General features: G+C 70.9%; 11 protein-coding genes. 3 read left to right on the top strand and 8 right to left on the bottom strand.

What is annotated here, in order from left to right:
• The 4 genes from ACYVE9_RS06680 to ACYVE9_RS06665 form a co-directional block, all read right to left on the bottom strand.
• Positions 1 to 1,780: ABC transporter ATP-binding protein (locus tag ACYVE9_RS06680; RefSeq protein ID WP_461026792.1), on the bottom strand; the 1,780-nt coding region annotated here is incomplete at its 3' end.
• Between the two features lie 62 nt (positions 1,781 to 1,842).
• Positions 1,843 to 2,904 (bottom strand): T3SS effector HopA1 family protein, encoded by a 1,062-nt coding sequence (locus tag ACYVE9_RS06675; protein ID WP_461026791.1) that lies wholly within the window; start codon positions 2,902 to 2,904, stop codon positions 1,843 to 1,845.
• Entirely contained in the window at positions 2,901 to 4,022 is a 1,122-nt protein-coding gene (lxmK, locus tag ACYVE9_RS06670) for a class V lanthionine synthetase subunit LxmK (protein WP_461026790.1), read from the bottom strand. Before lxmK ends, ACYVE9_RS06675 begins: the two co-directional genes overlap by 4 nt.
• 214 nt (positions 4,023 to 4,236) lie before the next feature.
• A complete protein-coding gene (locus ACYVE9_RS06665) occupies positions 4,237 to 4,407 on the bottom strand; it encodes a helix-turn-helix domain-containing protein (RefSeq protein WP_461026789.1) in 171 nt (56 codons plus the stop codon).
• 717 nt (positions 4,408 to 5,124) lie between these two features.
• Here ACYVE9_RS06665 and ACYVE9_RS06660 point away from each other — a divergent pair.
• From ACYVE9_RS06660 to ACYVE9_RS06650, 3 genes are all read left to right on the top strand, one after another.
• Positions 5,125 to 5,457, top strand: coding sequence for a cupin domain-containing protein (locus ACYVE9_RS06660; RefSeq protein ID WP_461026788.1), 333 nt, complete (start codon positions 5,125 to 5,127; stop codon positions 5,455 to 5,457).
• Between the two features lie 29 nt (positions 5,458 to 5,486).
• On the top strand, positions 5,487 to 6,020 hold the full coding sequence (locus tag ACYVE9_RS06655; RefSeq protein ID WP_461026787.1) for a DUF488 domain-containing protein: 534 nt from the start codon (positions 5,487 to 5,489) through the stop codon (positions 6,018 to 6,020).
• A gap of 116 nt (positions 6,021 to 6,136) precedes the next feature.
• Entirely contained in the window at positions 6,137 to 7,822 is a 1,686-nt protein-coding gene (locus tag ACYVE9_RS06650) for a ribonuclease J (RefSeq protein WP_461026786.1), read from the top strand.
• Between the two features lie 279 nt (positions 7,823 to 8,101).
• On the opposite strand, the gene ACYVE9_RS06645 is transcribed toward ACYVE9_RS06650, so the two are convergent.
• The 4 genes from ACYVE9_RS06645 to ACYVE9_RS06630 form a co-directional block, all read right to left on the bottom strand.
• Positions 8,102 to 9,604 (bottom strand): DEAD/DEAH box helicase, encoded by a 1,503-nt coding sequence (locus ACYVE9_RS06645; RefSeq protein ID WP_461026785.1) that lies wholly within the window; start codon positions 9,602 to 9,604, stop codon positions 8,102 to 8,104.
• 347 nt (positions 9,605 to 9,951) lie between these two features.
• A complete protein-coding gene (locus ACYVE9_RS06640; protein WP_069572018.1) occupies positions 9,952 to 10,155 on the bottom strand; it encodes a cold-shock protein in 204 nt (67 codons plus the stop codon).
• A 485-nt stretch (positions 10,156 to 10,640) separates the two neighbouring features.
• On the bottom strand, positions 10,641 to 10,982 hold the full coding sequence (locus tag ACYVE9_RS06635; protein ID WP_461026784.1) for a MerR family transcriptional regulator: 342 nt from the start codon (positions 10,980 to 10,982) through the stop codon (positions 10,641 to 10,643).
• 477 nt (positions 10,983 to 11,459) lie between these two features.
• Positions 11,460 to 11,828 carry a RidA family protein gene (locus tag ACYVE9_RS06630; protein ID WP_461026793.1) on the bottom strand — a complete coding sequence of 123 codons (369 nt, stop codon included), beginning with the start codon at positions 11,826 to 11,828 and terminating at the stop codon, positions 11,460 to 11,462.
• Between the last annotated feature and the right edge of the window lie 48 nt (positions 11,829 to 11,876).

The raw sequence follows: 11,876 nt of genomic DNA, 5'->3' as shown, positions 1-11,876 counted from the left end.
CGCCGCGGTCCGACGGAACGACACCGGCCTCCCGCCCCGCCGGGTCGCGCAACGACTGCCCGTGCACCAGCTCCTGGTAGAGCGCGGAACGCGCCAGCAACTCCTCGTGCGTGCCCCGGTCGACGATGTGTCCCTCGTCCACGACCACGATCAGGTCGGCGTCCTGCACCGTGGAGATGCGGTGCGCCACCACGATCACCGCGCGCTCGGCGACGAGGGTGCGCATCAGCGCCCGCAGCCGTTCCTCGTTCTCGCTGTCGAGCTGCGAGGTCGGTTCGTCGAAGATGACCACACGGGTGTCCCGCAGCAGGACGCGGGCGGCCGCCAGCCGCTGCCGCTGGCCACCCGACAGGTCCTCGGCCCGGCCCAGCTCGGTGTCGAGGCCGTCCGGCAGCGCTTCGACGGCATCACGCAACCCCAGCATCTCCAGCGCCCGCCACAGCTCCGCGTCCGGCAGGTGCTGGTCCTGACCGAGCTGGAGGTTCTGCCGCACCGTGCCCTCCACCAGGGTGAAGCTCTGGTCGACGTAGCTGATCTCACCGCGCAGCTGGTGCAGGGGCCACTGCTCGACCGGCTGCCCGCAGACGGAGATACGGCCCGAGTCCGGCAGGAGGAAGCGCTCGGTGAGCGCGAGCAGTGTCGTCTTCCCCGCGCCCGACGGCCCGACGACGGCGGTGAGTCCCCGTGCGGGGGCCGCGAAGCTGGCCTCGTGGATGATGGTGCGCCCGCCGTCCGTGTAGGTGACGTCCTCGAACTCGACCGCGGGCGCGGTCGGCGACGGCTCGACGGGGGAGGTCGCCCCGGAGCTCTCCGAGGCGACGGTGAGCACGCTGTTGAGCCGTCCGCGCGCGGCCAGACCGCTCTGCATCCGGGCCACACCGGAGACCAGCATGGTCAGCGGCGAGACGAGTTGCAGCAGGTAGACGATGAAGGCGGCGAACTCACCGATGCCCAGGTCACCGGAGGCCAGTCGGGCTCCGCTGGTGACCATCACCGCGATGATCGACAGCTGCTGCCCGAACTGCATGGTGGGGCCGACCAGGGCGGTCACCCGCGCGACCGACACCGCCGCCCTGCGCGCGTCCTCGACGCTGTGGCCGAGCGAGGACGCCACCTGGCGTTCGGCGAGGAACGCCTTGACCGTGGGCAGGGAGAGGACGGCGGCCGTCACCTGCTGGGACATGGCCCCGATGGCGTTCTGCTGGCGCTCCACGCCGGTGCGGATCGAGCGTATGCACAGGGCGATACCGGCGCCCGCGACCGAGAAGGTGACGAGCACGACGAGCAGCAGGACCCAGTCCAGCACCCCCATCGCGATCAGGGTGCCGACGGTCAGGAACAGCGAGGACGGTATCTGCGCCACTCCGACGTCCACCACTGCCCGCAGTTGCGTGCTGTCGGAGTTGGCGCGCGCGACCAGGTTGCCGGCCCCTTCGCGCCGGACCCACCGCAGCGGCAGGGTCAGGATGTGCGAGACGATGCGGAAGCGCGCCTCGGAGACCAGCCCCTCACCGGCACGGGCGAGCAGATAGCTGGAGAGCGCCGTCGACAGTCCGGCGCCCACCGCGAGGCCCGCCATCGTGAGCAGCGGCCGGACGGGACGTTCGTCCTCGGCCAGAGCCACCACCAGATCGCGGACCTGGAGGGGAAGGACGAGGGTGGCGGCAGCGGACAGGATACTCAGCACCACCGCGGCGGCCACGGTGGCCTTCCGGCCCTCCAGGAGCTGGGTGAAGACACGCAGTTCGTCGGTGCCGTCCGGACGTGTTTCTCTGGCCATACTGCTGGACCTCCTGCGGGGTGCGGTCGGGTCGGGGCACCGTCGTTCGCGCGTCCGGCGGTTCAGGCCTGCCGGGGGGCCGTGCGCCAAGGCCAGTCGCCCGAGTCGAGGTTGCGGGCGGGGTCGGCGGGGTCCACGTTCGCCGCGACGCACGCCGCCGCCAGCTCGGCGGCCGTCGGACGCTCACGCCGCTGTTCGGCGGCGGCCACGAAGGCCCGCGCGATCACGTGCGCCCGGTGTTCCCCGAAGCTCAGTCCGCGCATGCCCGTACGGTCGTCCTTCGGCTCCCACGCGGCCGTCACCCCGGGCGCGATCTCATGGGCGAACGCGGGCGCGGGCCCCTCCGGCAGCCCGGTGGCCACGGCCTCCTCGGTCACCGTGCCGACGGCGTCCCAGGACCTGGAACTCAGGTAGACGACCATGCCGTCGTTGCGCGGCAGGCTCGCCGGGTTGGAGATGATCTTCGCTCGGTAGGTGGCGGAGCGGCTCTCCAGCGCGCTCAGAACGGCATGCCACAGCTCCGGGGCCGCGTCGGCGTCGGCGACCCGCAGGTAGAGCCGCAGCAGATCGCCGCCGCCGGTGCGACCCGTGCCGCTGTCCACGAGGAAGAAGCCCGGCGAGACGAGCGGGCGGGCCGACGGAAGGTTCATGAGCACCACCGGGCCATCGGCGCCGCCCGCCGTGCGCCCGGTATCCCGCAGCGTCACCGAGTCCGGGACGCCCACCCGCAGACCGTCGATCTCCACGACCCGCCTGCCGGTGGCCGAGCGCCCGTCGGTGAGGACCCCCGCGACGACCGTCTCCGGATGCGGCGTCGCCTTCGCCAGCCGCGCCTCGTAGTCGGGCGCGCGCAGGGTCCTGGGCGACTCGCGGTCCTTGACCCCGCGGCCGGTGTGCAGCACCTCGTACAGCGTGCGGGCGAGCGCGAAGCTCATCGCCGCCGGGGACTCGGCGGTCACCTCGTCGTCCCGCACCCGGGCCGTGCGGCCGTCCGGCGCGATGCGTACGTCCTCCAGCGCCAGGCGGAGACCGGCCGCCAGCACCGGCGCGGGCGCCTCGGTCGCGGCGGGCCGCTCCGCCACCCGCTCCCCGTACGGGACGGGCTCTTCAGTGCGCGTACTCATGCGGCCTCCTCCAGTCCGACCGTGCGGACGAAGCTCCGCGGGTCCAGCAACGCGGTCCTGCCGATGCCCGCCGCCGCCCGGACGATGGCCGACAGCCGGCCGCTCTCCCTGGTCGAGGCGATCAGCCGGTCGATCAGGTGCCAACCCGCGTAGGACGTGGCACGCACCACGAGTCCGTCGTCGTCGGGGCCGCCGCCCTCGCGGTAACCGCGGTGGAACGCGGAGATCAGCGGCAGCACCCGGGCCAGTTCCTCGCTGCCGCGCGCCACGACCTCCTCATGGGTGAGCACGGCCGAGAACGCGTCGTCCGTCTCCTGCGCGGGTATCCGCAGCACCGCGCGGTGCAGCCATTCGCCGACGTACGCCCCGACGTCGCGTGCCGGGTCCCCGAGGCGGAACTCCTCCCAGTCGTTCACGTGGAGCGCGGTGTCGGTGAGCAGGAACTGATCCAGCCTCAGGTCGCCGTGGACGGGGACGCGGGCGACCCGGGCCTCGGCCGCTCGCAGCCGCTCCAGTTCCTCCAGCAGTGCGGCGTCACGTTGCAGCAGCCCCCACGCCTGGACGAAGGCCCCGGTGGCGTGGACGTACATCTCCAGCGGCAGCGACCGCAGGTCGTCGACCGGCGGGAACGGGTGCGGGTCCGGCTCGGGGAAGTCCTCGGGCCGGAACGGGAGTCGGTGCAGCGTGGCCAGTGTCCGGCCCACCTGCGCCGACATGGCCTCGGTGAACTCCTTCTCCGCGGCGAGTTCGCTGCCGGACCTGATGTCGTCCAGCATCCGGAACACCAGCAGCCGGTGTTCCTCGTCCCCGCCGAGGAATTCCGGACGGGGAAAGGGGCGGGCCCCCCTGTTGGCGAGACGCTCGAACGCCACGATCCTGCGGTACCGCTTCAGGGATTCCTCAGGGCTCCCTTTCAGTCGTTTCACGAACACCGAATGTCCGGCGTCCGTGACACCGGACCAGTTCTCGTTCCGGCCGGGATAGGAATAGACCTCCGAAGCACTCAGGGAACCCAACCGGAGCTGCACCAGGAGCTGTTCGACCGATGCGTCCAGGGGACCGTCGACAGCCGACGCGGAAGGCCGGCCCTGCGGGTGTGTGATCGTTTCGCCTGCCACAGACGTTTTCTATCGCGGGGCGGGGCCGACGGACAACGAATTGACCGGCATCGGCCACCGACGACGAGGGTGCGCCGCCTGCCGTGCGGCACGACCGCTGACGATGCGACCGCACACCGGGCCCGGATGCGAGGCGGCGGCCGTCGACGGTTTCCCCGTCGCCGACCGCCGCTGCATGCGCTGTACCGTTCCTGCGGTTTCTCCGCTGCGCCGCTCAGATGATACTTCGACGCACGGCCCAGACCACGGCCTCTATCGGGGTCTGCACGTCGACTCGGTCGCATATCGACCGGACTTTGCGCCGCAGGGTGCGGTCGCTCATCTCCATGCGGCGGGCCACCTGTGTCATGGTGCAGCCCTGGGACACGAGTTGGAGAATTCGCAAGTGATCGTTTCCTAGTCTGAGGTGTCGGTCTCTTAAGGAAGTACGACGATTCACCTATCAACCTCGTGGTAGTCCGACGGTGGGGGGTCGGGTTCCGATGCTCTGGAACACTCGAGGAAGGAGAAGGCTCACACCTGCCGAAAAATCATGAGGAGCAGTTGCCTTGACGGTCAGGTGAGGACCGGAGAGGCCATGACGTTCTGGCCCAGCGTGCGCAGCAGCATGAGCTTCCCCCTCGTCTGGGACCTGGCGAAGCGGCGGCAGTCCGCGACACCGAGCGTGTCTTCAGTATATGAACCATCGGATCCGCTTGATCAAGACCCCACTCATGTGTCCGGCGTCACATCGACTTTCCCTGTGCGGAATATGAGATTCCGAATATGGCGGCAATCTTTCCGGCCCGGATTTCAGCGCCGCGCTTCTTGCTATTCACCGGAACAAGAAGTGCGTTTCGGAGAGCACTGCCGCGGGAAAAAGGGGCGGCTCCCGTGGCACAGACCGGGCGCCCCCCTCCCGGACTCGGGGCCCCACTCCCCCGCACCAGCCGTGAACCGCCGCAGAGACCCCGCAACGCCGTCCGGTCACGGCGTGCGTTCTGTGCCCCAGCCTTCGAGCGACACGTCCGCGCGGCAGCCGAGTCGGGCGGGGGTCGCACCCGTCCGCCGGGAGCCGCGCCGTGACCGGGGCGGCGGTGGCCTTGCTGACACACTGGCTGCCATGCAGAAGTCATCTCTCGACGCACGCGTACAGGAACAGTTGCAGCGGGCGGCCGGCTCCTCGGCGGGCCGCAGCGCCGACACCGTCTACGGCGGTCAGGGGAACGTGCTGCGCCAGACGCTGGTGGCACTCACGGCGGGCTCGTCGCTGAGCGAGCACGAGAACCCCGGCGAGGCCACGCTGATCGTGCTGCACGGTCGGGTGCGGTTGCGCAGCGGCGACGAGTCGTGGGACGGCGCCACCGGCGACCACCTGGTCGTTCCGCAGGCCCGGCACAGTCTGGAGGCCCTGGAGGACGCCGCCGTCCTGCTCACCGTCGCCAAACTGCCGTGACCCCCGGCGCCCGCCCCCGCCCTTCGGCGGTGCCGGATCCGCCGTTCCTGGTGACGGTGGGGCACGGCACCGCGGGGCGTGAGCAGCTGACGGACCTGTTGCGGGACGGCGGCGTGGCGGCCGTGGTGGACGTGCGGACGGCTCCGGGGAGCCGGCGGAACCCCGACGTCGGCCGGGAGGCGCTGCGGGCCTGGATGCCGGAGGCCGGCTTCGACTACCGGTGGGAGAAGCGGCTGGGCGGATTCCGCCAGGTGGCACCGGACTCTCCGGACGTCTTCTGGGAGAACGCCTCCTTCCGCGGGTACGCCGGCCACACGCGTCATCCCGACTTCCTGGCGGCGACGGCGGAGCTGCTGCGGCAGGTGACGGAGGCCCGTACGGCCGTGATGTGCAGCGAGTCCGTGTGGTGGCGCTGCCACCGGCGGATCATCGCCGACTTCGCCGTCCTGGCGCGCGACGTGCCCGTCCGGCACCTGATGCACGACGGACGACTCACCGAGCACCCGCCCACGCCCGGGGCCCGGCTGCGAGAGGACGGCCTGCTGGTCTACGACCGGGTGTGACGTCGACAGGTGTTCCCGGGTTTCCGTGGCCGCGGGGTCCCGATACCACGTCCGCCAGGCCGCCCGGTGCAGGTGGGAAGTGGGGGGTGGGTGTCACTCTCCGGTAGCGTCGGATCATGAGTCATCCCCATCCCACACTCGGACCGCCGCCTCGCCTGCCCGACGGAGGGCTGCGTGTCATTCCGCTGGGCGGCCTGGGCGAGATCGGTCGCAACATGACCGTCTTCGAACACGCCGGCAAACTTCTGATCGTCGACTGCGGCGTGCTGTTCCCCGAGGAGCACCAGCCGGGGGTGGACGTCATCCTCCCCGACTTCACCGCGATCCGGGACCGGCTCGACGACGTCGTCGCCGTGGTCCTGACCCACGGGCACGAGGACCACATCGGCGGTGTTCCCTACCTGCTGCGGGAACGGGCCGACATCCCGGTGGTCGGTTCGAAGCTGACCCTGGCGTTCCTGGACGGCAAGCTCAAGGAGCACGGCATCAAGCCGCGCAAGGTCCAGGTCAAGGAAGGCGACCGGCGCGGCTTCGGTCCCTTCGACTGCGAGTTCGTCGCCGTCAACCACTCCATTCCGGACGGTCTGGCCGTCGCGCTGCGCACCTCGGCCGGCCTGGTACTGCACACCGGCGACTTCAAGATGGACCAGTTCCCGCTGGACGAGCGCATCACCGACCTGCGTGCCTTCGCACGGCTCGGCGAGGAGGGCGTCGACCTCTTCCTGACCGACTCCACCAACGCGGAGGTACCCGGCTTCACCACCTCGGAGCGCGAGCTGACGCCGGCCATCGAGCAGGTCTTCCGCACTGCTCCCCGTCGCGTGATCGTGTCCAGCTTCGCCAGCCATGTGCACCGCATCCAGCAGGTGCTGGACGCCGCCCACGAGCACGGCCGCAAGGTCGCCTTCGTCGGCAGGTCCATGGTGCGCAACATGGGCATCGCGCGTGACCTGGGCTATCTGAAGGTGCCGCAGGGGCTGGTGGTGGACACCAAGGCCCTGGACAAGCTCGCCGAGAAGAAGGTCGCCCTGGTCTGCACCGGCTCGCAGGGCGAGCCGATGGCGGCGCTGTCCCGCATGGCCAACCGCGACCACATGATCCGCATCGGCAAGGGCGACACCGTCCTGCTGGCCAGCTCCCTGATCCCGGGCAACGAGAACGCCATCTACCGGGTGATCAACGGGCTGTCCCGATGGGGCGCGAACGTCGTGCACAAGGGCAACGCCAAGGTGCACGTCTCGGGCCACGCCAGCGCGGGTGAACTCGTCTACTGCTACAACATCGTCCGGCCCAGGCACGTCATGCCGGTGCACGGCGAGTGGCGCCACCTCCAGGCCAACGGCGACCTCGCCGTCCGTACCGGTGTGGACCCCGACAAGGTGCTGCTCGCCGAGGACGGCGTGGTGGTCGACCTGGTCGACGGGCGCGCGTCGATCACCGGCAAGGTGCCCGCGGGTTACGTCTACGTCGACGGCATGACCGTCGGAGGCGCCACCGAGGCCTCCCTGAAGGACCGCCGCAACCTCGCCGAGGAGGGCGTCATCACGGTCGTCGCCATCGTCGACACCGACACCGGCGCCCTCGTGGAACCGCCGGACTTCCTGGCGCGCGGCTTCGTCCACGACGAGGACACCTTCGCGGGGGTCATCCCGGTGATCGAGAAGACGCTGGCGAAGGCCGCGGAGGAGGGCGTGGGCGACGCCGTCCAGCTCGAGCAGTTGATCGTCCGCTCGGTCGGCAACTGGGCGTACCGCACGTACCGCCGCCGGCCCATGATCATCCCCGTGATCATCGACGCGTGACGGATCCCGCCTGACCCTCCCCACCGCGGGCGGTGTGCCACCGGTCCACCTCGGACCGATGGCACACCGCCCGCGGCGCTGCGGCGCCGTACACACCCACGGCCGTCCTGGTGACGTCCGGGGCCCGCACGGGGAAGGTTCCATCCCCGGCGGAGACCGAAGTGCCGGGGAAGGGCGCGGTGCCTGCGGACGCACGAGAAACGCCACGGGCCGGAGCCCGTGGCGTTCGTCGTGCGTACTCGCGGTCCCGGCCGCCCGTGCGGCCGGGTCAGCCGGTCGTCAGGAGGCGCCGTTGGTGGTGGGACGGCGACGGGCCTGCGCGGGGCGGCTGCGACGGCCGCGCGAGGAGGAGGCGCTGCGCTTGGGGCGCTCCGCCACCGGCGAGGAGATGATCACCGGCACACCCGAGGGGGTGCGGGCGCCGGTGACGCGGCTCAGCTCGGCTTCACCCGAACGGACCTGGGCGCTGCTGGGCGTGATGCCCGCGGCGGCCATGAGGCGGCTCATGTCGCGGCGCTGGTTGGGCAGCACCAGCGTCACGACGCTGCCGGACTCCCCCGCACGGGCGGTGCGTCCGCCGCGGTGCAGGTAGTCCTTGTGGTCACTGGGCGGGTCCACGTTGACGACCAGGTCGAGATTGTCGACGTGGATGCCGCGCGCCGCGACGTTCGTCGCCACCAGCACGTTGACGTGGCCGTTCTTGAACTGGTCGAGCGTCCGGGTGCGCTGCGGCTGGGACTTGCCGCCGTGCAGCGCCGACGCGCGGACACCGCTGTTGAGCAGGTCGCGGGTGAGCCGGTCCACGGCGTGCTTGGTGTCCAGGAACATGATCACCCGGCCGTCGCGCGCCGCGATGCGCTCGGTGGCGGCGTGCTTGTCGGCGGCCGTGACGTGCAGCAGGTGGTGCTCCATCGTGGTGACCGCGCCGGCCGACGGGTCCACCGAGTGCACCACGGGGTCCGTCAGGTAGCGGCGGACCAGCAGGTCGACGTTGCGGTCCAGGGTGGCCGAGAACAGCATGCGCTGACCCTCGGGACGCACCTGGTCGAGCAGCGCGGTGACCTGCGGCATGAAGCCCATGTCGGCCATCTGGTCGGCCTCGTCGAGCACCGTGATGCCGACCTGGTTCAGCCGGCAGTCACCGCGGTCGATGAGGTCCTTGAGGCGGCCCGGGGTGGCGACGACCACCTCGGCGCCTCCGCGGAGCGCCCCGGCCTGCCGGCCGATGGACATGCCGCCGACGACCGTGGTGAGTCGGAGGTGCAGCGCGCGGGCGTAAGGGGTGAGGGCGTCGGTGACCTGCTGGGCGAGTTCCCGGGTGGGGACCAGCACCAGGCCGAGCGGCTGGCGCGGCTCGGCGCGCTGCCCGGCGACGCGGGCCAGCAGGGCGAGGCCGAAGGCCAGCGTCTTGCCGGAACCGGTGCGGCCGCGGCCCAGGACGTCCCGGCCGGCCAGCGAGTTCGGCAGCGTGGCGGCCTGGATCGGGAACGGCTCGATCATGCCGAGACCGGTCAGCGTCTTCATCAGCGCGACCGGCATGTCGAGGTCGGCGAAGGCCGCGACCGGGTCGAGCGCCGGCGTGGTGGTCACCGGCAGGGCGAACTCACCCTGCGGAGCGGCCGGACGGCGTCCGTAGCCGCCGCCGGAGCGACCGGAGCCGGAACGGCCGGGGGCGCCGGAGCGGCCCTGGGACTGCGAGCCGAAACGGCTGCGGCCGGAGCCGGCGGAGCCGCCCGAGCGGCTGCGGGAGAAACGGTCGTTCGTGCGAGTGGTGCGGTTCATGCAGAACCTTTCCTCGATGCGGCACGTATCGAGGAGCACTCGGCGGCGGGAAGCCGCATGAGGAGTCGCAAGAACGAGCCGAAGAAACGAATAACGAAGTCGGGCCACTTTTCGGGCCCGTGTGCTTCGAAGGGAAACAGCACCGGCCGCGATGAAGGGCGGCCGAGAGTGCCGGGTCGTGCGGACGGGTCGGAGGTCTCCTCCGGCCCGCGACCGCGGGTGCCGGGCGGCGAAGACGCCACCGGCGGACCACCCGCGGGGTCGGCTGCCGGACGCAGCGCAAAAAGCAGCGAGCTGGGGCCCGCACCCAAGGTGCGGGCCCCAGCTGCTGTCAGAACGCGTCAGCGTCAGGCAGGCGTGATGTTCTCGGCCTGCGGGCCCTTCTGGCCCTGCGTGACGTCGAAGTTGACCTTCTGGCCTTCCTGGAGCTCACGGAAGCCCTGGGCGGCGATGTTCGAGTAGTGGGCGAAGACGTCAGCGCCGCCACCGTCCTGCTCGATGAAGCCGAAGCCCTTTTCCGCGTTGAACCACTTCACGGTACCTGTAGCCATAACAAAATCTCCTTCGGGGCAGTGCCCGGAGCCCGCACTGTGCGGACCCCGCGTCGCCGCGATGATTGCCCCATCCGGAAACAAGTACCGGAAATACAAAAGTGCACTCACCGGAATGGATAACCGGTGCGAGCACTTGAAGTCTTTGGGAACCACAACTGCAACTGAGATCGACAGTAGCACGATGGAGCCGGGCAAGCGCGGTGGGCTTCCTCACGTCACCCGCCGGAACAAAAACCCTGTTCGCCCATTGCACTGATTTCTACTACTGCGGAGACAGATATGCGACGCCGCCGACGACAGCTCACAGGGGCCTCGGGCCGGCACAGGCCGGGCGGCAGCGGGATTCCACGGGGTGAGGGGGGCTCTCCTCGGGACGGCAGCGCGCGTCTCACGCGTCACGACACGCTGGGGCGTGGCGCCGTGTCCGTCGAGGCGACACAGCAGGAACGGTCCGCCTGTCGGCGTGTCGCGCGCCGCCCGGCTCAGGAGCCGGCGTCCGCGACCGGGCGGCGAAGCTCCTCGTTGAGTCGCAAGGCGTCTTCGAGCTGGTCCTCCAGGATGACGATGCGGCAGGCCGCGTCGATGGGTGTGCCGGCGTCCACGAGCTCGCGGGCCCGGGCGGCGACGCGGAGCTGGTAGCGGGAGTAGCGGCGGTGGCCGCCCTCGGACCGCAGCGGGGTGATGAGACGGGCCTCCCCGATGGCCCGGAGAAAGGCGGGCGTGGCACCGATCATCTCGGCGGCCCGGCCCATGGTGTAGGCGGGGTAGTCGTCGTCGTCGAAGCGGTCGACGGCCTGCTGCTGGGTCCTGGGGGGCACTGTCACCTCTGCTGGGACGCGTCGAGGGGACCCGGCGCCGTACGGCACCGGGGCCCCGAGGGGTCGAACACCATCTACCGGCGCCTCGCGCCGTGCTGTTTCCGCTCGGCCGCCCGGTGGGGCGGACACTGCGGGGATCGCTGCTGCGTGACCGGGGACCACCTTCCGTTCGGGGCCTGCGGTACCCGTGCGGATCAGTTCCGCGTTCGGGCGATCCTGATGGTGCTGCTCCTCTTCCTCAACGTCGTGGGCGGTTACTGCTTTCTGCTGCGGCGCCGGGGCGGTGCCGTTCTCGGTGTTCTTCGAGAACGCGACCGTTCTGGTGACCGCGAAAGAAACCCTATCCGGGGCAGCCGGACATGTCTACTGCGACCGAAACAGATTTCACCTCTCGCCGACAACAGGATCAGGAGTTGTTTCCCCCGCCTTCACCGAGCGGCGAGGGCGGGGGCGCCGGAGACGGCCGGTGTGGGGGCCGGGTGGTTACGGAAGAACGGCGATGCCGTCCAGTTCCACCAGGGCGTTGTCGTCCCACAGGCGGACCACGCCGATGAGCGCCATGGCCGGGTAGCGGCGTCCGGCCAGCCCCTGCCAGATGCGGCCCAGCTCCCGCGAATGGGCGCGGTAGTCGGCGACGTCCGTGGCGTAGACGGTGACCCTGGCGAGGTGCTCGGCGGTGCCGCCCGCGGCGCGGAGAGCGGTCAGCAGGTTCTCCAGTGCCCGGCTGAACTGGGCGGGGAGGTCCTCCCCCACCAGCTGACCGGTGCTGTCCAGCGCGGTCTGGCCGGCCAGCAGCACCAGGCGGGAGCCGGTGGCGCTGACGGCGTGCGAGAAGCCGACGGGTGGCGCCAGCCCGACCGGGTTGACGCGTCCGAGTCCGGGCCGGCCGGGGGCGGCGGC

The organism is Streptomyces sparsus (assembly GCF_054776295.1).
This window is presented reverse-complemented; position numbering and strand designations above follow the sequence as displayed.